Raw genomic sequence first — 20539 nt, 5'->3', positions numbered from 1 at the left:
CTCGGCCGCGAATGCCAGCGGATCGCGTCCGGCCGCTCGCGGCGATCTTCCCGCGGCGTTTCGAGGGGGCTACGAGGGGGCCATGACGATGCGTCCCTTCCATCTCGCCTTCCCGGTGCATGATCTCGATGCCGCGCGGGCCTTTTACGGTGGCCTGATGGGGTGCCCGGAGGGGCGGAGCGCCGACTCGTGGATCGATTTCGATCTCTACGGTCACCAGATCGTCGCCCATCTCGATGCCTCGCGCGCGTTGTCGGAGGATGCGACGGCCAACCCGGTCGACGGCCATGACGTGCCGGTGCCGCATTTCGGCGTCGTGCTGGGCTGGGAGGAATGGCGGGCGCTGGCGGCTCGGCTGGAGGCGGCGGGCGTCTCCTTCGGCATCGCGCCGCACATCCGTTTCGTCGGCCAGCCGGGCGAGCAGGCGACAATGTTCTTCCGCGATCCGTCCGGCAATGCGCTGGAATTCAAGGCATTCCGCGATCCGGCCAAGCTGTTCGCCACCGCCTGACCGCCATGACAAAAGGGGCCGGGCGTTTCCACCCGGCCCCTTCGGCCATCAGCCGGCGCGATCACCAGCCGTAATAATTGCCATAGCCATAACCGTAGTCGCGGTGGTGGCGATGGCGCCACTCGCGCTCACGTTCGTGGCGCCAATGATCGCGGCGCCAGTCGCGGTCGTGACGGTCCCAGCGATGATGGCGGTCCCAACGATGATCGTGGCGATCGCCATAGCCATAGCCGTTGCCGTAATACTGGCCGGCGGCGATGGCCGGCGCGGAGACCGCGCCCGTGGCCAGCGTGGCGGCGGCAGCAAAGATGATGAGACCCGTTCGCATGGAAAATCTCCTTTCGCGATGACGGGAATCACTTTGCATCCGTCGTCATGAACTTCGCCTGAGGTGGATGTTCAGTGAAATGAAAGTCATATTGGGAAGAGGATAAAGAAAAAGCCGGACGTTTCCGTCCGGCCTCTTCGGATGATGTGCTCAGGATCGGCGATCAGCGCCGATGACCCCGGCCGTGCCAGCCATGGCCATAGCCACGGCCGTAATAACCGCGATGATAATAGCCGCCGCCGTAATAATGGCGATACCCGCCATAATAGCCGCCGTAATAGACCGGCGCGTAGCCATAATAAGCGGGCGGGTAATAGCCGGGATAGTAACCGCCATAATAGGCCGGATAGACCGGCGCCCCGATGCCGACCGACACGAAAGTGCGCGCGGAAGCCGGGGTGGCGACGATGGCGGAGCCGGCCAGTGCGGCCGCCGCGGTGAGGGCAACAGGCATGATGCGCATGACAGCATCTCCGATTCGTTCGACGTTAACCTCTTTTACGAGGAGGCAACTGAACGCCGGATGAGAGGCGCATTCACCAGCCAGCAAGCCTTTGGGGCACGGCGGCGGCCATGCGCGTCGGCGCCTGTCCGCCGGCCGGGGTGACGCGCCACACGACATTGCCGACATCGTCCGCGACCAGCAGGTCGCCCGGCTTGTCGATCACGACGCCCACCGGCCGCCCGCGTGCCTTGTTGCCGACCAGGAAGCCGTCGAGCACGGTCGTCGGCTTGGCGCCGGTCGGATGGCCGGCCGAGAAGGGCACGAACACCACCTTGTAGCCCGACGGCGGGTTGCGGTTCCACGAGCCATGCTGGCCGATGAAGGCGCCCTCGGCATAGCCCGGCCCGAGCCGCTGCCCGGTCGCAAAGGTGAGGCCGAGCGAAGCGGTGTGCGCGCCCAGCGCATAATCCGGCGCGCGGGTGTTGCCGACATAATCCGGCGCCGGCGCCTTCACGCGGGCGTCGACACGGCTCCCCCAATAGCGCCAGGGCCAGCCGAAGAAGTCGCTGTCCTCCACCGAGGTCAGATAATCGGGCACGAGATCGGAGCCCAGTTCGTCGCGCTCGTTCACCACCGTCCACAGCCGCCCGTCGGACGCCCAGCCCATGCCGTTGGGGTTGCGCAGCCCGCCCGCGAAGATGCGGTGCGCGTGGGTCTTGGGATCGACCTCCCAGATGGCGGCGCGGCCTTGCTCGGCGGCCATGCCGTTCTCGCCGACATTGGAGTTGGAGCCCACCGTCACATAGAGCTTCGATCCGTCCGGCGAGGCGATGACGTTCTTGGTCCAGTGATGGTCGATCGGGCCGCCGGGCAGGTCGACGATCTTGACGGGGGCGGCGTGGATCGCCGTCTCGCCCGGCTGATAGGGGAAAGCGAGCAGCGCGTCGGTGTCGGCGACGTAGAGCGTGTTGCCCACCAGCGCCATGCCGAACGGGCTGTGGAGATCGTTGAGGAAGGTGGTCTTCACATCGGCCACGCCATCGCCATCGGTGTCGCGCAGCAGCGTGATGCGGTTGGCCGACGGCACCGCCGAGCCCGCCTTCTTGAACAGCCAGCGCTGGACGGCGCCGCGGATGCCCTTGGCCTCGCCCGGCTGAGGCGGGGCGCTGGCCTCGGCCACCAGCACGTCGCCATTGGGCAGCACCGCCAGCCAGCGCGGATGCGAGAGATCTCGCGCGAAGGCGTTGACCGCGAGGCCGGTGGCGGGCTTGGGCGTCTGCCCGTCCGCCCAGCCGACGACGGAGGCCACCTTCACGGTGGGAATCCAGTCATGCACCTCGTCGGGCAGCGCGGGGTTGGGGCCTTGCCCCGCCGACTCGTCGAGTGTCGCCCTGTCGCCGCAGCCGGCGAGCAGAAGTGCCATTGCCAGCGACGGAAGCAGGGTGGGCTTCAGCAGGTGCATGAGGCAATCTCCCACGGGCCGCCGGCGGACGCCGGGGCCAGGGGAGAACATCACTCTTCTTCGGCCGGTTCCGCAATGGGCGGATGAAGGCGCAGGCGGGTGACGCGACGATGGTCGCCACCGGTCACCTCCAGCGTCCAGCCGCTGTCATGGACGAGCCTGTCGCCGACGCGCGGGATACGGTCTGCGATCAGCGAGGCGAGGCCGCCCAGCGTGTCGACCGGCTCGTCGGTCTCGGCCAGGCGGGGGTCGATCGTCTCGGCGACGTCCTCCAGCTCGGCGCGGGCATCGGCGTCCCAGCAGCCGTCGTCGAGCGGCACCAGCAGTTCCACCGGCGCGTCGTCATGCTCATCCTCGATGTCGCCGACGATCTCCTCGACCAGATCCTCGATCGTCACGAGGCCCTCGGTGCCCGAATATTCGTCGACCACGATGGCGAGGTGGGTGCGGTGGGTGCGCATCTCGGCCAGCAGGTCGATCACGCCCATCGATTCGGGGACATAGCGCGGCTGGCGGATCAGCGCGGAGATGCTCTCCGGCTTCGGCGCCTTGCCGGCGAGGATCGCGAACACGTCCTTGATGTGGATCATGCCGGTGACGGTATCGAGCGTCTCGCGATAGACGGGGAGGCGCGAATGGCCGGCCTCGGCGAAGAGCGCAACGAGCACGTCGAAGCTCGCATCCTCCTCGATGGCGATGATGTCGCCGCGCGGCACGGCCACGTCGCGGACGGTGCGCTCGCCGAAATCGAGCAGGTTCTGGAGCATGATGCGTTCGGCCGGCGACAGGTCGCGGGCGTTGGGCGCGTCGTCCTCATGCTCCTCGATCGCCTCGGCGATCTGGTCGCGCAGCGTCGGTTCGGCATCTTCCCCGAACAGCAGGTGGCGCAGTCCCGACCACAGGTTCCCGCCTTGTCCGGCGGGGCTTCTACTGGAATCGTCAGGCATGGTGGTGGTGGAGAACCCCTTGTTGCTTGTGGCCTGCAATGTACGGGCGCGGGCGGGGGCGAGTCGAGCCACCTTTACGCGCCCGTTCGGACGTTTCAGCCATCGTCGACCGCATAGGGATCTTCGATGCCGAGCGAGGCCAGCGCATCGCGCTCGGCGGCTTCCATCTCCTCGGCATCCTGATCGGTCATGTGGTCGAAGCCGAGCAGGTGGAAGGTGCCGTGGACGACCAGATGGGTGGCGTGCGCCTCGACGGTGACGCCCTTCTCGGCGGCCTCGCGGACGCAGACGCCATGGGCGAGCACGATGTCGCCGAGCAGCACCTCGCCGTCGTCCGAATTGTCGAGCCCTTCGAGCAGGTCTTCCTGCACCATCGGGAAGGAGAGGACGTTGGTCGGCTTGTCCTTCTGCCGATAGTCGCGGTTGAGCTGATGCACCTCGTCGTCGGAGGTGAACTTGACGGAGACTTCCACCGTCATCGGATCGGTGAGGAAGCGGGCGTCGGGCGAATGCGCGATCGCGGCGCGCACGGCGCGGTCGGCCAGTTCGGTCCAGCGATCGGATTCGGGCCAGCCCTCGGCATCGGTTTCGACTTGCAGCATTCCTCACTCCGTCATCCCGGCAAAGGCCGATCCGCGCGCGCTACGCCCTAACGGAGGTGGAGCGTCAATGGCAGAGGCTTTGCTCTTCCTCCGTCACCCCGGACCTGATCCGGGGTCCAGAGCATCAGGCGAAACGACCGGGGCTCTGGATCCTGACGTTCGTCAGGATGACGGATGGAAGACAAGCGAGCGGACGATCAGGCGTCCGGCCCCTCATAGGCCTCGACGATCTTGCCGACGAGCGGATGGCGGACCACGTCGGCCGCGCCGAAGCGGATCATCGTCATGCCGGGGATGCCCTCCAGCTTGCCCACGGCGTCCGCCAGGCCCGATTTGCCGATCTCGGGCAGATCGACCTGCCGGGGATCGCCGCACACCACCATGCGGCTGTTCTGGCCGAAGCGGGTGAGGAACATCTTCATCTGCGCGGGCGTGGTGTTCTGCGCCTCGTCGAGGATGATGAAGGCGTCGCTCAAGGTACGGCCACGCATGAAGGCGATCGGCGCGATCTCGATCTCGCCGGACGCCATGCGCCGCTCGACCTGCTCGGTGGGAAGCATGTCGTAGAGCGCGTCGTAGAGCGGGCGGAGATAGGGATCGACCTTCTCCTTCATGTCGCCGGGCAGGAAGCCCAGCCGCTCGCCGGCCTCGACCGCCGGGCGCGACAGGATCAGGCGGTCGACCTGCCCCTGGATCAGCATCTGCACCGCCTGCGCGACCGCCACATAGGTCTTGCCGGTGCCCGCCGGCCCGAGCGCGAACACGATCTCGTCGCGGGCCAGGGCCTCCATATAGCGGATCTGGTTGGCTGAGCGCGGGACGATCGTCTTCTTGCGCGTGCGGATCATCACGGCGGGCGGCTGGCTGACATCCTGCCGGATGATGCCGTCGAGCGTCGGCTCGGCCGACATGGCGATCACGGCGTCCACCGCGCCGGTATCGATCTCCTGCCCCTGCGTGATGCGGTTGTAGAGCCCGGTCAGCACGTCGCGGGCACGGCCGATCTGCTCGGCGACCCCTTCGATGACCAGCTTGTTGCCGCGCGCGGAGATATAGACGCCCAGCCGGCTCTCGATCGCGATCAGGTTTTGATCGTATTCGCCGAACAATCGGCCGAGGAGCTGGGGCTTGTCGAACAGAACCTCGATGCGGGCACGTTCGCCGGCCTGCGCGGGTACGGGCTTGCGGCTCATTCGATCCTTTCGAGCTTGAGTGCTGTCCCCAAGGTGAGCCTGCATCATGACAATTGCTAGTGCCCAAGCGAAGCCTTTCGCGCTCGCCCTCGCGCGATGCAGCCGGGCCACAGTCGCGATGGAAGTAATTTCATTTGTGAAATCTTATTCCATCAGTAGGTTGGGGATGACGACAAGGAGAGGATGATGGCGGGACGGATTGCGGGCTGGGTGTTGGCGATGGCCGCGGCGGCGCAGGTGGCGGCGCCGGCGATGGCCGAACATTATCAAAGCTCGCCCGAGCGGCGCACCGTGCAGGAGAAGGACTGGGGGCCGTGGCTCGGGCCGTTCCGCGCCAAGCTGGTGCCGAGCCTGATGCAGGATTTCGGCGAACGCTATCTCTACGCCCCCGCCGATGCCGCGCTGCCGCCGCCCGCCAAGGGGGAGAAGCGCGTCGTCTTCCTCGGCGACTCGATCACCGATCTTTGGAACCTTGGCAGCTATTTCCCCGGCAAGCCCTATGTGAACCGGGGCATCGGCAGCCAGGTGACCTCGCAGATGCTGCTGCGCTTCCATCAGGATGTGGTGGCGCTGAAGCCCTCCGTCGTCGTGATCCTCGCGGGCGTCAACGACGTGCAGGGCTTCATGCAGCAGGAGACGGCCGAGAGCATCGAGGCCAATGATGAAGCGATGGCCGATCTCGCCGACGCGCATCATATCCGCGTGGTGTTCGCCTCGATCCTGCCGGTCAACGACTATAGCGAGAAGGCGCGCGACGTGGTGAAGGAGCGCCACCCGGACGAGCTGCGCGCCATCAACGCGTGGCTCAAGGCGTTCTGCGCGCGGCGGGGCTATGTCTATGCCGACTATTACAGCGCGCTGGTCGACGAGCATGGCCTGATGCAGCGCGGCCTTACCGAGGACGGCGTCCATCCGCTCGCGGCGGGCTATGCGAAGATGGCGCCGATCGCCGAAGCCGCGATCGGGAAGGCGCTGGCGAAGCGCTAACGCTTCCTATCTCGCGAAACGAGAATGAATCCCGACCTTCGTCAGGATGACGAGGAAGGACGAGGTCAGAAAATAATGATCCGGGTCAGGGCTTGGCGGGTGCCGCCTTGGCCCCGCCGCCGATGCCATAGCGCACGATCACCGGCTTCTGGCAGCCGTCGACCGAGTGGATGACGGTGAGCTGCTCGTTGGCGGGCGGCAGTTCGCCGAGCCGGTGGAAGCCGGCTTTCCCCTTGTCCTCCGCGAGCTCGGCCCGATCGCGGATGCAGCCGATCTTGTCGGCGGGATGCGTGCCGGAAGCGGCCGCGGCGGCGGGCAACAGCGCAAGCAGCAGGGCGAAGCGAATCATGGTCCCCTCCCATGGATCGGACCATGCTCCGCCTTATGCGCTGAACCGCGTTTGAATGCGCTCAGGCGAGCGCGAGGCCGCTGATGCTGTTCGGCCCGGCGGCCACGATCTCGACATCGACCATGTCGCCGATCTTCGCCTCTGTCTGGAGATGGACCGACTGGAGCCAGGGCGACTTGCCGAGCATCTGCCCCGGCAGCTTGCCGGCGCGCTCGATCAGCACGCGGGTGCGGCGGCCGACCGTCGCCGCGTTGAAGGCGTGCTGCTGCCTGTTGAGCAGCGCCTGAAGCCGCTGGAGGCGCTCGTCCATCACATCCGCGGCGATCTGGTCGGCCATGGTGGCGGCCGGCGTGCCGGGGCGGGGGCTGTATTTGAAGCTGAACGCCTGCGCGTGGTTCACTTGGCTCACCAGCGCGAGCGTGGCGGCGAAATCCTCCTCCGTTTCGCCGGGGAAGCCGACGATGAAGTCCCCCGACAGCGCGATATCCGGCCGCGCGGCGCGGACACGCTCGATGATGCGCAGATAGCTTTCGGTCGTGTGGCTGCGGTTCATCGCCTTGAGGATGCGATCCGAGCCGGCCTGCACGGGGAGATGGAGGAAGGGCATCAGCTTCTCGACATCGGCGTGCGCGTCGATCAGGGCCTGCGTCATGTCGTTGGGGTGGCTGGTGGTGTAGCGGATGCGCTCCAGGCCGGGCAGCCGGTCGAGCGCGCGGATCAGGCCGTCGAGGCCCTGCACCGCGCCCTTCTCATCCTCGCCTTCCCAGGCATTGACGTTCTGGCCGAGCAAAGTGATCTCGCGGGCGCCGGCGTCGATCAGGGCCTTGGCCTCGTCGACCACATCGCCCCATGGGCGCGAGACCTCGGCGCCGCGCGTATAGGGCACGACGCAATAGGTGCAGAATTTGTCGCAGCCTTCCTGCACGGTGAGGAAGGCGGTCGGCCCGACCTTGCGGCGCGCCGGCAGCGCGCCGAACTTGGACGCGGCGGGCATGTCGGTGTCGAGGGCGTTCTTGCCGGCGGCCGCATCGGCGACGAGCTGCGGCAGATTGTGATAGGCCTGCGGGCCGACCACGATGTCCACCGCCTTGGCGCGGTTCGGAATCTCGGCGCCTTCCGCCTGCGCGACGCAGCCGGCGACGGCGATCAGCGGCTTGGGCAGCGACGCTTCGTTGGCGTTCTTCACGATGCGGCCGATATCCGAATAGACCTTCTCAGCGGCCTTTTCGCGGATATGGCAGGTGTTGAGCACCACCAGATCCGCCGCTTCGCCCTCGGCCGCAGCCCGCATCCCCTGTGCGCCCAGCAGCTCGGCCATGCGCTCGCCGTCATAGACGTTCATCTGGCAGCCGAAGGATTTGACCGAATAGGTCTGGGGCTGGGCGCGCGGAGTCGAGGTCTGGGGGGTGGACATGGCGCGCGCCTATACAGGCTGCGCGTCGTCCTCGCAAAGTGCCTGCCGGATCGCCTCGCGCGCGGCGTGGGTGAGCGCCTTGCGGTCGGGCAGCGCGGCGGGGTCGATCGGATCGAGGAAGTGCAGCGTCACGCGCCGCCGGCCGGGCAGGCCGAGCAGCCGCATCGCCTCCGCGCCCACCGGGAGATCGCCCTCCCACGCGACCAGCGGCGCATCCTCATAGTCGATCGCGAGCGGCTGGAGCCTCATCCCCGGTCGCGGCGGCAGCAGCGCCTCCATCAGCGAGGCGCGAAAGGGGCCGACATGATGGCCATGTCCCGTGCCGCCTTCGGGAAAGAGCGTGACGGGCAGCCCCTCGGCCAGCGCGGCGCGGACGCGGTCCGCCTGTTCATGCACCCGCCCGCGCTCGGTGCGCGCGACATGGACGGTGGCGTGGAGGCTCGCCAGCCAGCCGATCAGCGGCCAGTGCCGCACCTCGTCCTTGGCGACGAAGCGGCTGTTGGTCGCCCCGCCGATGAGGAGGATGTCGAGCCAGCTCAGATGGTTGGCGACATAGAGCACGTCATGGGCGAGCGGCCGCCCCACGATCCGCACCTCCGCGCCCGCGATCCAGGCGGTGGTGCGCAGGAAGCGGCGTGGCCAGGGGGAGGGGCGCCGCGCCAGCCGCCACAGGCCATGCAGTGGCAGGCAGGCGAGCATCAGCAAAGCCACCGACGCGATCCGCCGCCACGCCCGCAGCCTGGCGGGCAGGGTGCCGGCACGCGGGGGCAGGCCTGCGCGGTCAGTCCTTGCGGCTGAGGGGGACGCCGTAAAGCTCCATGCGATGATCGACGAGGCGGAAGCCGAGCTTCTCGGCGATGCGCTGCTGGAGCGCCTCCACTTCCTCGTCGACGAATTCGATGACGCGGCCGGTCTCGACGTCGATCAGATGATCGTGATGCGTCTCGGGCGCGGCTTCGTAGCGCGAGCGGCCGTCGCCGAAATCGTGGCGCTCCAGGATGCCGGCCTCTTCGAACAGGCGGACGGTGCGGTAGACGGTCGCGATCGAGATGCCGGGATCGATCGCGGAGGAGCGGACATGCACTTCCTCGACGTCGGGATGGTCTTCCGCCTCGGACAGGACGCGGGCGATGACTCGCCGCTGTTCCGTGATCCGCAGGCCCTTTTCGGCGCAGAGCGCCTCAAGATCGATCTTACGCATGAGGGGAATGTAGGGATTTCGATGGTCGACGGGAAGCGCGAATGGTTCGCACCTCCCGCCGGACCTATCGATCAGCGCGACTTGCGGCGGCGCGTGCCGAGGCCGATCTTCTTGGCCAGGGTGCGGCGCTGCTCGGCATAGTTGGGGGCGACCATCGGATAGTCGGCCGGCAGGTTCCACTTGGCGCGATACTGTTCAGGGGTCATCTGATAGTGCGTCATCAGATGGCGCTTGAGCATCTTGAGCTTCTTGCCATCTTCGAGACACACGATGTAGTCGGGCTTCACCGAAGACCGGATCGAAACCGCCGGCTCCTGCTTCACTTCCGGCTCGGGCGCGCCGAGGCCGAGCTGGGTGAGCGCGCCATGGACGTTCTGGATCAGGCCGGGGACATCCGCGACCGCGACGCTGTTGTTGCTGACGTGGGCCGAGACGATGTCGGCGGTGAGCGTGATGAGCGTTTCGGTCATGTCAATGACGTCGGACATACTGATTACCTCGTACTATAGGGACGCTGCACTCTGGCCCCTGGGGGTAGGCTGAAAATCCTCTGTCCGATGTTGGGACAGCGCGCAAGTGTATTTGTCATCAACTTGCGTTCATTGTCTCCACGTCGAGCGGACATGACAAAGTGATTGCGTCGAAAACGCGCCCATCCTTGCCGCGATAATAGCGACTGCGGCGGCCGATTTCGATGAAGCCGGCGGCACTATAGAGAAAATGTGCCGGATTGCCTTCGCGCATCTCCAGATGGAGGCGCGTCGCGCCCCGGATGCGGGCGCCGTCCGCCACGGTGTCCAGCATCAGCCGGCCCACGCCGGCGCGGCGCTCGTCCGGCGCGACGGCGAGCAGCAGCAGCTCCGCCTCGTCCAGCACCACGCGGGCGAGGGCGAATCCGGCGGCGCGCCCATCGACCCGCGCGAGCAGCAGCCAGACGCCGCCCAGGCCCAGGATTCCGGCGCATTGCCCGCGCGTCCACGCCTCGCCGAAGCAGGGTTCGAAGGCGGCGTGCATCGTCACCATCACCTCGTCGAGGTCGGCGGAGCCGCCGACGACCACTTCGGGAAGGGAGGCGCGCGCGGTGCTCATGCCGCCTTGGGCTTGGCGTCCGGCGGGCGGCCGTAGATCGGCTGCGGCGGGAGCGTGCGGAAGGCTTCGGGCAGGCGCGCGGCGTCGGCCGCCTCGGGCAGGATGTCGAGCGCCTCGCCGGTGCCGCGCGCGGCGACCAGCGCCTCCGCGCCCGATCCCGCGATCACTGCGTCCGGCGTGAACGCAGCCGCTTCGGCCGGGGGCAGCGACACCAGATCGCTCGACGCCGCGAACGGGCGGGCGGCGAAGCGCTGGACGAACAGCTCGCCATGGCCGCCGGTGAGCGCCACGGCGCAATGCTCCAGCTCCGGCCGATCCGCGAAGCAGCGCACCGCGACCAGCGCCATCGACGAGCAGCCGGCGACGGGGGCGGACCAGCCCATGCCCATGCCGATCGCCGCCGCAAGCCCGACGCGCACGCCGGTGAAGCTGCCCGGCCCGCAATCGGCCAGCACCGCCGATGGCGTGACCCCACCGGCCTCCGCCAGCAGGGCCTCGACCATCGGCACGATGCGCTCGGCATGGCCGCGGCCGACCAGTTCGCGCATCGCATGGACGACGTCGCCGCCCTCGATCAGAGCGGCCGAGCAGGCCGCGGTCGCCGTGTCGATCGCGAGCAGCATCGGATCAGGCGATCCGGGTCGCCTCTTCGAAGCCGAGCCGCGGATTGCGGCCATGCAGCGTCGAAGGGTCGCCATAACCCAGCGTGCAGATGAAGTTGGACCGGATTTCGGTGCCCGCGAAGAAGGCCTCGTCCACCGCCGCGTTGTTGAAGCCGGACATCGGCCCGGTATCGAGGCCGAGCGCGCGCGCCGCGATGATGAAATAGGCGCCCTGAAGCGTCGAGTTGCGGAAGGCAGAGGCCTCGATCAGCGGCTGGTTGCCCGCGAACCACGAGCGCGCGTCGGTGTGAGGGAAGAGCGTCGGCAGCTTGTCGTAGAACGCATAGTCCATGCCGATGATCGCGGTGACCGGCGCCTTCAGGATCTTGGGCGGATTGGCGCCGCCGGACAGGCCCGCAAGCTTCGCCTTCGCCTCGTCCGACACGCACCAGACGATCCGTGCGGGCGATTGATTGGCGGATGTCGGCCCCATCTTCGCCAGATCCCAGATCGCGCGGAGCGTGTCTTCGCTCACCGGCCGATCGGTATAGCCGTTGTAGGTGCGAGCTTCGCGAAAGATGAGATCAAGGCCGGCATCGTCGAGGGTCTTGGTCATGTAGGCTCCCGATACGGAACGAGGGACGGGAAGGTCAGACCGCGCGGACGTCGGTCACTTCCGGGACATAATGCTTCAGAAGTTGTTCGATGCCCTGCTTCAGCGTCGCCGTCGAGGAGGGGCAGCCCGAGCAGGCGCCGTGCATCGCCAGATAGACCGTGCCCTTGGTGAAGCCGCGATAGACGATGTCGCCGCCGTCGCGCGCCACGGCGGGCCGCACGCGGGTGTCGATCAGATCCTTGATCTGGTCGATGATGTCGGCGTCGGCGGGGTCTTCGCCGAAGTCCTGATCGTCGGCGGCCACCTCGATGCCGTTGCCGCCGCCGGCGCGGAACAGCGGCGCGCCGCCCGCGAAATGGTCGAGCAGCACGCCCAGCACCTGGGGCTTCAGGTCGCGCCAGTCGCTGCCCGGCGCGGCCGTGACGGAGATGAAGTCCCGCCCGTAGAACACGCCTTCGACATCGCCGAGCGCAAACAGCGCCTCGGCGAGGGGCGAGGCCTCGGCCTCTTCCGGCGTCGCGAAATCGCGGGTGCCGGCGTCCATCACCGTGCGGCCGGCGAGGAATTTCAGCGTCGACGGATTGGGCGTCGTTTCGGTTTCTATCAGCATGGCCCTCAATTGGTACGTCCCGGCCGGCTGTGCAAGGCTTGCGCGCGTCAATTGGCGGCTTGTTCCACCCGCTTCATGCTTTCTCCCCCACGGCGCGATATCATCGGCCGTTCGCGGGCAGGGGGCGGGCATGGGCTCCGCAGGGTGGAGAGGTCATGTATCGAGGGCCGAAAGGCCGCTGAAAGCCGGGTCATGTTGCAATTGCGAGCGGATTGGCCCATATGCGCGCCGGCGTCAGCGGCCGAAACGACCGCCGGACCGTCGCTGCGTGATTCGATCGCTCCCTACGGGCGATCCGAGCGCACGGTCCCTCGATGACGCTTTGCCTGAAGGCTACCCTTTTCACGCGGGTCGTCATCGAACCCGCCGCCGCGTGTTCGCATGATCTGCGAACCCGCGCCGTGCCTTTGCATGGAAGACATCCATTTGACCCAATTTTCCGACCTCGGGCTTGCCGCGCCGATCCAGCAGGCGCTCGCCGCCGAGGGATATGTGACGCCGACGCCGATCCAGGCCCAGGCCATCCCGCAGCTCATGGAAGGCCGCGACCTTCTCGGCATCGCGCAGACCGGCACCGGCAAGACCGCCGCGTTCGGCCTGCCCGCGCTGCATCATCTCCACAAGCACCCCAAGCCGCGCCCCGTGCGTGGCTGCCGTATGCTGGTGCTGGCGCCGACGCGCGAGCTGGCCAGCCAGATCGCCGAGAGCATGAACACCTATGGCAAGGGCCTGCGCCTGTCCGCCATCACCGTATTCGGCGGCGTGCCGATCAACCGCCAGATTCGCCAGCTTCAGGCGGGTGTGGACATCCTCGTCGCCACCCCCGGCCGCCTGCTCGACCTCATCGACCAGCGCGCGCTGACGCTGAAGGACGTCGAGATCTTCGTGCTCGACGAGGCCGACCAGATGCTCGACCTCGGCTTCATCCACTCGCTGAAGCGCATCGTGCCGCTGCTGCCGAAGAAGCGCCAGTCGCTGTTCTTCTCGGCCACCATGCCCAAGACGATCGGCGAGCTGGCCGACAAGTTCCTGACCGATCCGGTGAAGGTGGCGGTCGCCCCCGTCTCGACCACGGCCGAGCGTGTCGACCAGTATCTCACTTATGTGAACCAGCCCGAGAAGCAGGCGCTGCTCACCATGAAGCTGCGCGAGTTCGAGATCGGCCGCGCGCTGGTGTTCAGCCGCACCAAGCACGGCGCGGATCGCATCGTCCGCCACCTGACCGCCGCCGGCCTCGCCTCGGGCGCGATCCACGGCAACAAGAGCCAGCCTCAGCGTGAGCGCACGCTGGCCGACTTCCGCTCGGGCAAGGTGCCGATCCTCGTCGCGACCGACATCGCCGCGCGCGGCATCGACGTGGACGGCGTGACCCACGTCTTCAACTTCGACATCCCCGATGTGCCGGAACAGTATGTCCACCGCATCGGCCGCACCGCTCGCGCGGGCGCGGCGGGCATGGCGCTGGCCTTCGTCTCGCCGGACGAGCGCGGCAATATGCGCGACATCACCAAGCTCACCCGCGTGCATCCCACCGAGCTGCCTCTGCCGGAGAATTTCGTCGTCGAGCAGAAGCGTCTGCCGTTGCCGGCGATGGGCAGCCGCGACGATCGCGAGCGTGATGCGCTCGGCGCGCGGGGCCGCAACGATGGCCGTGGCGGCGGCCGGGGCCGTCCGCAGCATGGCCAGGTCCATCGCGGCGGCACCAACCGCGAGACGTCGCGCGATGCGTCGCCGCGCGGTCCGGTGGCCAATCCGCTGGGCGGCCGGGGTCATTCGGGCAATACGCGTCCGGGCGGCTGGAGCCCCGTCGATGGTCAGGCCGATCGCGGCGATCGTGCCGCCCGTCCTCAGGGTGAGCGGGCTGCCATGCGTGGCGATCGTCCGGTCCGTGGCGATCGTCCGGGCGGCGGCCGTCCCTTCCGGGGCGGTGGCAATCGTGGTGGCCAGCCGGGTGGCGGCGCGCCTCGCCCGAGCTGATCCGTCAGCCAGCGGGCAAAGGAAAAGGCCTCCCCGGATATCGGGGAGGCCTTTTTTCGTATCAGCCTTTCCGAAGCGCCCGCACCCGGTGCCACACATAGAAGGCGCCGAGCCCGAGGATCGCCGCCACCACCACGGCATCGAGCTTGTGGAGAATCTCGCCCAGACGCGGATCGGTGCGCCACGCGACGCCCAGCCGGTCGCCCACCAGCGCCAGCGCGAAGCACCAGGGCCAGCTTCCCACGAAGGTGTAGATGTGGAACTTCGCCTGGTTCATCCGCGCCATGCCGGCGGGGAAGGCGATGAAGCTGCGGATCACCGGCAGCAGCCGCCCGATCAGTACCGCGAGGCTGCCGAAGCGGGCGAAGAAGCGTTCCGCCTTGTCCAGCTCGTCGGCACCGATCAGCACCCACTTGCCCCAGCGCAGGATGAAGGGGCGTCCGCCATATTGCCCGGCGAAATAAGCCGGGATCGAGCCGAGGTTGCACCCGATCGCCCCCGCCGTCGCCACCGCGAGCAGCTCGAAGCGGCCGGTCGACACCAGATAGCCCGAGAAGGGCATGATGATCTCGGAGGGCAAGGGGATGCAGGCGCTCTCGATCCCCATCAGCAGGACGATGCCGGCATAGCCCATGGCGGAGATGACGGAGATGATCCACGTCGCGACGTGGCCGAGGAGCGTGTGCAGCATGGCCCGAGCCTTGGTCGAGCGGGGCGGACTTGTCTAGGCCGTGCAGGATCAGGCGGGCTCGGGCGGCGGCGCGGCACCGCGCGAACGGGCGAGCAGCACGCCGCCGAGCGCGAGCGGGAAGCCGGCGAGCTGGATCGGGCCGAGCGTTTCCCCGAAGAAGGCCCACGCCTCGACGGCGGCGAGCGCGGGGACGAGCAGCAGCAGGCTGCTCACCCGCGTCGCCCCCTGATGGCGCAGCATCCACGACAGCAGCGACAGCGCCGCCGCCGAGAGAAGCAGCACGGACCAGGCAAGCCCCGCCCACAGCGTCGGCGAATTGTCCCACCGGCCATGTCCGAGCAGCAGCGCCGCGACGATGGCGACGAGCGTGCCGGTGGCGTTCTGCACCGCGCCGGCGCTGCGGAGCGGATCGGCGGCGAGATGGGCGTGCTGGATCATCGTCGCGCCCGCCATGGCGAGGATCGACAGGATCGCCACCCCGGCCGCGGCCAGCGGCAATGCGCCGCTGCCCTGCTGGAGCGCGGGCGTCAGCACCATCGCCATGCCCGCCACGCCGACGCCGAGCCCCATCCAGCCGCGCCCATGCAGCCGCTCGCCATGGATCAGGAAGGAGAGGAAGGCCACGATCAGCGGCTGGAGCGCGCCCAGCAGCGACATGATCCCCGCCGGCATCTTGTGCTGCACCGCCCACCAGCTTCCGGTCAGGTAGATGCCGGGCAGCATCGATCCGGCGAGGATGTGGAGCAGCAGCCTGCGCCCGCGCGGCCAGCTCTCCTTCGAGGCGAGCGCGATGCCGGCGAACAGCAGCGCCACCAGTCCCATGCGCACCACGAGGAAAAGCTGCGGATCGGCATGGGGCACCACCGCCCGCGCGGCGATGAAGCCGGTGGACCAGATCAGGACGAAAAGCGCGGGCGCTGCGGCTGCGAACATGGCGCCGCTCCTGGGGGAAGGGAGCCCCGCTGTCGAGCGGATTGGCCTTGGGGCTCCGACAGCCCTGCTTGTCAGGGCTCGGCGAGCAAAGGCCCGATCACCCGATCCAGCGTCGCCGCGTCGAAGGCGCCGGGCTCGGCCCAGCGGATCACGCCATGGCGATCGATCACGATGTTGGTCGGCACCCCGCCGAGCGGGCCGAGGCCACGCCCCTCGATCCGGTGGACCAGCGGGAAGGAAAGCGCGCCGGCCAGCGGCTTCAGGGCGGATTCCGCCACCGAATCCTCGGTCGCCACCGCGAAGATGCGCAGGCCCTCCTGCGCGTGACGGCGGTTATAGTGGTCCAGCGCGGGCAGCTCCTGCCGGCAGGGGCCGCACCATGTCGCCCAGAAATTGAGGACGACCACCTGCCCCCGGAGCTGCTCCGAGCCGATCTTCGTCTTGTCGAAGGCGGTGAGCGTATAGGCCGGCGCCGGCTGGCCGGGCCTGACCCGCGCCGCGGCAACGGGCGCGGCGAACAGCAGGCCGATGGCCGCAACGGCGGCCGCGCGACGCGACAGGATCATGCCTCGTATCCCCGTCGCGTCGGCGGCCGCATCCTCACGTCGTTACAGGATGTAGCGGCTGAGATCGGTGTTCTTCGCGACGCCCGAAAGCTGCGCCTCGACATAGGCGCCGTCAATTGTGAGCGTCTCGCCCTTGCGATCCTCGGCGTCGAAGCTGACGTCTTCGAGCAGCTTCTCCATCACGGTCTGGAGGCGGCGGGCGCCGATATTCTCGACCGTCTCGTTCACCTGGGCGGCGATGCGTGCGATGGCGCGGATGCCTTCGTCGGTGAAGCGGATGGTGACGCCTTCGGTGCCGATCAGACCGACATATTGCTGCGTCAGGCTGGCGCGCGTGTCGGTGAGGATCGAGACGAAATCCTCCTCGGTCAGCGCCTTCAGCTCGACGCGGATCGGCAGGCGGCCCTGAAGCTCGGGCAGCAGGTCGGCGGGCTTGGCGACATGGAAGGCGCCCGATGCGATGAAGAGCACATGGTCCGTCTTCATCGGGCCGTATTTGGTGGCGACCGTGGTCCCCTCGATCAGCGGCAGCAGGTCGCGCTGCACGCCCTCGCGGGAGACGGAGCCGCCGCGCACGTCGGAAACGGCGATCTTGTCGATCTCGTCGAGGAAGACGATGCCGTTGCCCTCGGCATCGGCCAGCGCGGCGCGGTTGAGATCGTCGGTGTCGAGCCGCTTGTCGCTCTCCTCCTCGACCAGCTTGGCCCAGGCGGCGCTGACGGCGAGCTTGCGGCGCTTGACCGGCTTGTTGCCGCCGAACGCCTTGCCCATCATGTCGGACAGGTTAATCATGCCGACCTGACCGCCCATGCCGGGAATCTCGAACGGCGTCTGCGGCGTGTCCTCCACCTCGATCTCGATCTCCTTGTCGTCGAGCTGGCCGTCGTGGAAACGCTGCTGGAAGGCGATGCGCGTCGCCTCCGACGCATCCTTGCCGACGAGCGCGTCGAGCAGGCGGGCGAGCGCGGCCTCCTCGGCCTTGTCCTTGACGGCGGTGCGGCGGCGCTCGCGCTCCAGACGGATCGCCTCCTCGACGAGATCGCGGGCGATCTGCTCGACGTCGCGGCCGACATAGCCGACCTCGGTGAACTTGGTGGCTTCCACCTTCACGAACGGCGCGTCGGCGAGCTTGGCCAGACGGCGGCTGATCTCGGTCTTGCCGCAGCCGGTGGGGCCGATCATCAGGATGTTCTTGGGGGAAACCTCGTCGCGCAGGTCCGCGCCGAGGCGCTGGCGGCGCCAGCGGTTGCGCAGCGCCACCGCGACGGCGCGCTTGGCGTCGGCCTGGCCGATGATGTGCTCGTCCAGCGCGCGGACGATGGCTTTCGGGGTGAGGGCGTCGTTCATGTCAGTCCTTCTCCCCTCCCGGAAAGGGAGGGGCCGGGGGTGGGTTTATGTGGGGCGGGTGCCGGGGTATCGGCCAGGAACCCACCCCAACCCCTCCCTTTCCGGGAGGGGCTTTCCAGATCAGTTCGCGGAATCCAGCGTTTCGATCGTCAGGCGATCGTTGGTGAAGACGCAGACCTCGGCCGCGATCGCCATCGCCTTGCGGCAGATGGTCTCGGCGTCGGGCTCGTAATCGACCAGCGCGCGGGCGGCGGAGAGGGCGTAGTTGCCGCCCGATCCGATCGCCGCGACGCCATGCTCCGGCTCCAGCACGTCGCCGTTTCCGGTGAGGATGAGGGTCACGTCCTTGTCCGCGACGATCATCAGCGCTTCGAGGTTGCGCAGATATTTGTCGGTGCGCCAGTCCTTCGCCAGCTCGACGGCGGCGCGCATGAGCTGGCCCGAATGCCGCTCCAGCTTGGCTTCCAGCCGCTCGAACAAAGTGAAGGCGTCGGCGGTGGCGCCGGCGAAGCCGCCGATGACGCTGCCGTCGTGGAGGCGCCGCACCTTGCGCGCATTGGGCTTCATCACGGTGTTGCCCATGGAGACCTGGCCATCGCCGACGATCACCACCTTGCCGCCCCGCCGCACCGAGAGAATCGTGGTGCCGTGCCAGCCGATCTTGTCTTCGCTCATGAAAGTCCCGCTACTCAGGTTACGAGCCGGGATATGGGGCGCGGGCCGAGGAGCGCAACTCCCGCGTCGCGATCGTCTGGACGTCCTGTCTCGTCACCCCGGCGAATGCCGGGGTCCAGAGCCGCAGGCGCTCCGCTCTCGGTCCTGGACCCCGGATCAAGTCCGGGATGACGAAGAGGGGGCAGGCGATGTGAAGGACTGGAGCCTCAGCCCTCCGCATGGCCCTTGAAGCCCTGCGCGATGACGTACCATTCGGAGGATTCCTTGCGGCTCGCCGGTGGCTTGGCGTGCTTCACGCTGGTGAAGTTGCGCTTCAGCTCCGCGACCAGGCCATGGTCGGCGCCGCCCGCCAGCACTTTCGCCACATAGGTGCCGCCGGGGCGGAGCACTTCGGTCGCGAACAGGCCGCCGGCCTCGACCAGCGCCATGGTGCGCAGATGGTCGGTCTGCTGGTGGCCGACGGTGTTGGCCGCCATGTCCGACAGAACGAGATCGGCGGGGCCGCCCAGCGCCTCGGCGAGCAGGCCGGGGGCGGCATCGTCCATGAAGTCCATCTGGAAGATGGTGACGTCCTCGATCGGGTCGACGGGCAGCAGGTCGATGCCGGCCACCTTCGCCTTGGGGCATTTCTTGCGCACCACCTGCGTCCAGCCGCCCGGCGCGATGCCGAGATCGACCACCCGCTGCGCGCCGCGCAGGAAGCCGAAGCGCTCGTCCAGCTCGATCAGCTTGTAGGCCGCGCGGCTGCGATAGCCCTCGGACTTGGCCATGCGGACATAGGGATCGTTCAACTGGCGCTCCAGCCAGCGAACGGAGGCGTTGGTGCGGCCCTTGGCGGTCTTGACCCTCTGGCGGCCGCCGGGGCCGGTGCGTCGTATCGTCATGGCGCGCGCCCTATCACGCCCGCAGGTCGCGCGCGATCAGGGACCGCAGGATGCCCTCCCGGATGCCGCGATCGGCGACGCCGAGGCGCGCGGCCGGCCAGATGTCCATGATCGCCTCGAGGATCGCGCAGCCCGCCACGACGAGATCGGCGCGCTCGTTGCCGATGCACGGCACGCGCGACCGTTCGGCCACCGTCATGTGCGACAGCCGCGTGCCGATGTCCCGCATCGCATCGACCGGCACGACCAGCCCGTCGACCGCCCGGCGGTCATAGGCGGGGAGCCCCAGATGCAGGCTGGCGAGGGTCGTCACCGTGCCGGACGTGCCGAGCAGGCGCGGCGGCGCCTCGGGCTTGGGCAGCGTGGCGGCGAAATCCGCGAAGGCACCGGAGACACGGGCCTTCATCCGCTGATAGGCGGCGAGCGCCTGCGCCGAATCGTCGGAGCGCCGGCCACCCTCGGCTTCGGTCAGCGACACGACCCCCCATGGCGCCGAGAACCAGTCGAGGATGCGGCATCCTTCGGGTGTCGTCTCGACCAGCACCAGCTCGGTCGATCCTCCGCCGATATCGAAGATCAGCGCCGGCCCTTCGCCCTGCGGCAGCAGCGCCTGGCAGCCGAGCACGGCGAGCCGTGCCTCCTCGCCGGGGTTGATGACATCCAGCCGGATGCCCGTCTCGGCATGGACGCGCTGCACGAAGTCGCGCCCGTTGGCCGCCTGGCGGCAGGCCTCGGTCGCCACCGAGCGGACGAGCGTGACGTGGCGACGCTTCAGCTTCTCCGCGCAGATCGTCAGCGCCGCGATGGCGCGTTCGATCGCCGCATCGGACAGCCGTCCGCTCGTCGCGAGCCCTTCGCCCAGACGGACGATTCGGGAAAAGGCATCGATAATCACGAACCCCTCGGGCGAGGGCCTTGCGATCAGCAGCCTGCAATTGTTCGTGCCCAGATCGAGCGCGGCATAGGTGCGCCGCTCGATATCCCGCCGTGGCGGGGGCTTTCGGCCCTGCGTGCCGGGTGCTCCCCCGGCTCGCGGCCTGACGGTGGCGGCTTCTTGCGCCATCGGCCGCATCCTTCAAGTTCAACGTCTCGGCGGACCATCCCGCCGTT

The 20539-nt window shown here is 68.2% G+C and carries 25 protein-coding genes; 3 read left to right on the top strand and 22 right to left on the bottom strand.

The window, feature by feature from the left end:
* Nucleotides 1-82: 82 nt before the first annotated feature.
* Nucleotides 83-511, top strand: coding sequence for a VOC family protein (locus tag FHS98_RS11930; RefSeq protein WP_167104931.1), 429 nt, complete (start codon nucleotides 83-85; stop codon nucleotides 509-511).
* Between the two features lie 61 nt (nucleotides 512-572).
* Here the strand turns inward: FHS98_RS11930 and FHS98_RS11925 are convergent, their stop codons facing one another.
* From FHS98_RS11925 to FHS98_RS11900, 6 genes are all read right to left on the bottom strand, one after another.
* The gene (locus FHS98_RS11925; protein WP_167104928.1) at nucleotides 573-839 is read right to left on the bottom strand and encodes a hypothetical protein; all 267 of its coding nucleotides are present in this window, start codon (nucleotides 837-839) and stop codon (nucleotides 573-575) included.
* Nucleotides 840-1002: 163 nt separating this feature from the next.
* Nucleotides 1003-1302 (bottom strand): hypothetical protein, encoded by a 300-nt coding sequence (locus tag FHS98_RS11920; RefSeq protein ID WP_208402221.1) that lies wholly within the window; start codon nucleotides 1300-1302, stop codon nucleotides 1003-1005.
* A gap of 73 nt (nucleotides 1303-1375) precedes the next feature.
* Nucleotides 1376-2746: a PQQ-dependent sugar dehydrogenase gene (locus FHS98_RS11915; protein WP_167104925.1), complete on the bottom strand. Its 1371-nt coding sequence runs from the start codon at nucleotides 2744-2746 to the stop codon at nucleotides 1376-1378.
* Between the two features lie 50 nt (nucleotides 2747-2796).
* Nucleotides 2797-3693 carry a hemolysin family protein gene (locus FHS98_RS11910; protein WP_167104922.1) on the bottom strand — a complete coding sequence of 299 codons (897 nt, stop codon included), beginning with the start codon at nucleotides 3691-3693 and terminating at the stop codon, nucleotides 2797-2799.
* Nucleotides 3694-3788: 95 nt separating this feature from the next.
* Nucleotides 3789-4295 carry an rRNA maturation RNase YbeY gene (gene ybeY, locus FHS98_RS11905; protein ID WP_167104919.1) on the bottom strand — a complete coding sequence of 169 codons (507 nt, stop codon included), beginning with the start codon at nucleotides 4293-4295 and terminating at the stop codon, nucleotides 3789-3791.
* 197 nt (nucleotides 4296-4492) lie between these two features.
* Nucleotides 4493-5488, bottom strand: coding sequence for a PhoH family protein (locus tag FHS98_RS11900; RefSeq protein WP_167104901.1), 996 nt, complete (start codon nucleotides 5486-5488; stop codon nucleotides 4493-4495).
* 186 nt (nucleotides 5489-5674) lie between these two features.
* On the opposite strand from FHS98_RS11900, the gene FHS98_RS11895 reads away from it, so the two are divergent.
* Nucleotides 5675-6475 (top strand): GDSL-type esterase/lipase family protein, encoded by an 801-nt coding sequence (locus FHS98_RS11895; protein WP_167105434.1) that lies wholly within the window; start codon nucleotides 5675-5677, stop codon nucleotides 6473-6475.
* A gap of 85 nt (nucleotides 6476-6560) precedes the next feature.
* Here the strand turns inward: FHS98_RS11895 and FHS98_RS11890 are convergent, their stop codons facing one another.
* The 9 genes from FHS98_RS11890 to FHS98_RS11850 all read right to left on the bottom strand — a co-directional run bounded on the left by FHS98_RS11890 (nucleotide 6561) and on the right by FHS98_RS11850 (nucleotide 12356).
* Nucleotides 6561-6824: a hypothetical protein gene (locus FHS98_RS11890; RefSeq protein WP_167104898.1), complete on the bottom strand. Its 264-nt coding sequence runs from the start codon at nucleotides 6822-6824 to the stop codon at nucleotides 6561-6563.
* 61 nt (nucleotides 6825-6885) lie between these two features.
* Nucleotides 6886-8238 carry a tRNA (N6-isopentenyl adenosine(37)-C2)-methylthiotransferase MiaB gene (miaB, locus tag FHS98_RS11885; protein ID WP_167104895.1) on the bottom strand — a complete coding sequence of 451 codons (1353 nt, stop codon included), beginning with the start codon at nucleotides 8236-8238 and terminating at the stop codon, nucleotides 6886-6888.
* A 9-nt stretch (nucleotides 8239-8247) separates the two neighbouring features.
* On the bottom strand, nucleotides 8248-8949 hold the full coding sequence (locus tag FHS98_RS11880; RefSeq protein WP_341786058.1) for a lysophospholipid acyltransferase family protein: 702 nt from the start codon (nucleotides 8947-8949) through the stop codon (nucleotides 8248-8250).
* A gap of 70 nt (nucleotides 8950-9019) precedes the next feature.
* Nucleotides 9020-9439: a Fur family transcriptional regulator gene (locus FHS98_RS11875; protein ID WP_167104892.1), complete on the bottom strand. Its 420-nt coding sequence runs from the start codon at nucleotides 9437-9439 to the stop codon at nucleotides 9020-9022.
* 71 nt (nucleotides 9440-9510) lie between these two features.
* The gene (locus FHS98_RS11870; protein ID WP_167104889.1) at nucleotides 9511-9927 is read right to left on the bottom strand and encodes a Ros/MucR family transcriptional regulator; all 417 of its coding nucleotides are present in this window, start codon (nucleotides 9925-9927) and stop codon (nucleotides 9511-9513) included.
* A gap of 100 nt (nucleotides 9928-10027) precedes the next feature.
* The gene (locus tag FHS98_RS11865; protein ID WP_167104886.1) at nucleotides 10028-10528 is read right to left on the bottom strand and encodes a GNAT family N-acetyltransferase; all 501 of its coding nucleotides are present in this window, start codon (nucleotides 10526-10528) and stop codon (nucleotides 10028-10030) included.
* The gene (gene tsaB / locus FHS98_RS11860; protein ID WP_167104883.1) at nucleotides 10525-11151 is read right to left on the bottom strand and encodes a tRNA (adenosine(37)-N6)-threonylcarbamoyltransferase complex dimerization subunit type 1 TsaB; all 627 of its coding nucleotides are present in this window, start codon (nucleotides 11149-11151) and stop codon (nucleotides 10525-10527) included. Before tsaB ends, FHS98_RS11865 begins: the two co-directional genes overlap by 4 nt.
* A 4-nt stretch (nucleotides 11152-11155) precedes the next feature.
* Nucleotides 11156-11746: a malonic semialdehyde reductase gene (locus FHS98_RS11855; RefSeq protein WP_167104880.1), complete on the bottom strand. Its 591-nt coding sequence runs from the start codon at nucleotides 11744-11746 to the stop codon at nucleotides 11156-11158.
* A 34-nt stretch (nucleotides 11747-11780) separates the two neighbouring features.
* Entirely contained in the window at nucleotides 11781-12356 is a 576-nt protein-coding gene (locus tag FHS98_RS11850; RefSeq protein ID WP_167104877.1) for a NifU family protein, read from the bottom strand.
* Nucleotides 12357-12767: 411 nt separating this feature from the next.
* On the opposite strand from FHS98_RS11850, the gene FHS98_RS11845 reads away from it, so the two are divergent.
* Nucleotides 12768-14333 carry a DEAD/DEAH box helicase gene (locus FHS98_RS11845; protein WP_167104874.1) on the top strand — a complete coding sequence of 522 codons (1566 nt, stop codon included), beginning with the start codon at nucleotides 12768-12770 and terminating at the stop codon, nucleotides 14331-14333.
* A gap of 61 nt (nucleotides 14334-14394) precedes the next feature.
* On the opposite strand, the gene FHS98_RS11840 is transcribed toward FHS98_RS11845, so the two are convergent.
* The 7 genes from FHS98_RS11840 to FHS98_RS11810 all read right to left on the bottom strand — a co-directional run bounded on the left by FHS98_RS11840 (nucleotide 14395) and on the right by FHS98_RS11810 (nucleotide 20492).
* Entirely contained in the window at nucleotides 14395-15024 is a 630-nt protein-coding gene (locus FHS98_RS11840) for a DedA family protein (RefSeq protein WP_167104872.1), read from the bottom strand.
* A gap of 48 nt (nucleotides 15025-15072) precedes the next feature.
* Nucleotides 15073-15957, bottom strand: coding sequence for a DMT family transporter (locus tag FHS98_RS11835; RefSeq protein ID WP_167104868.1), 885 nt, complete (start codon nucleotides 15955-15957; stop codon nucleotides 15073-15075).
* Between the two features lie 71 nt (nucleotides 15958-16028).
* On the bottom strand, nucleotides 16029-16523 hold the full coding sequence (locus FHS98_RS11830; RefSeq protein ID WP_167104866.1) for a TlpA family protein disulfide reductase: 495 nt from the start codon (nucleotides 16521-16523) through the stop codon (nucleotides 16029-16031).
* A gap of 42 nt (nucleotides 16524-16565) precedes the next feature.
* Nucleotides 16566-17870 (bottom strand): ATP-dependent protease ATPase subunit HslU, encoded by a 1305-nt coding sequence (gene hslU, locus FHS98_RS11825; protein WP_167104863.1) that lies wholly within the window; start codon nucleotides 17868-17870, stop codon nucleotides 16566-16568.
* A 120-nt stretch (nucleotides 17871-17990) separates the two neighbouring features.
* Complete coding sequence (hslV, locus tag FHS98_RS11820; protein ID WP_167104860.1) at nucleotides 17991-18545, bottom strand: ATP-dependent protease subunit HslV; 555 nt, start codon at nucleotides 18543-18545, stop codon at nucleotides 17991-17993.
* Nucleotides 18546-18751: 206 nt separating this feature from the next.
* The gene (locus FHS98_RS11815; RefSeq protein WP_167105428.1) at nucleotides 18752-19423 is read right to left on the bottom strand and encodes an SAM-dependent methyltransferase; all 672 of its coding nucleotides are present in this window, start codon (nucleotides 19421-19423) and stop codon (nucleotides 18752-18754) included.
* Between the two features lie 19 nt (nucleotides 19424-19442).
* Nucleotides 19443-20492, bottom strand: coding sequence for a Ppx/GppA phosphatase family protein (locus FHS98_RS11810; RefSeq protein WP_167104857.1), 1050 nt, complete (start codon nucleotides 20490-20492; stop codon nucleotides 19443-19445).
* Nucleotides 20493-20539 lie beyond the last annotated feature (47 nt).

Source organism: Sphingomonas oligoaromativorans (assembly GCF_011762195.1).
In the GTDB taxonomy this organism is placed as follows: Bacteria; Pseudomonadota; Alphaproteobacteria; order Sphingomonadales; family Sphingomonadaceae; genus Solisphingomonas; species Solisphingomonas oligoaromativorans.
Note: the sequence above shows the minus strand (reverse complement) of the source record. Positions and strands in the feature narration are given on the sequence as shown.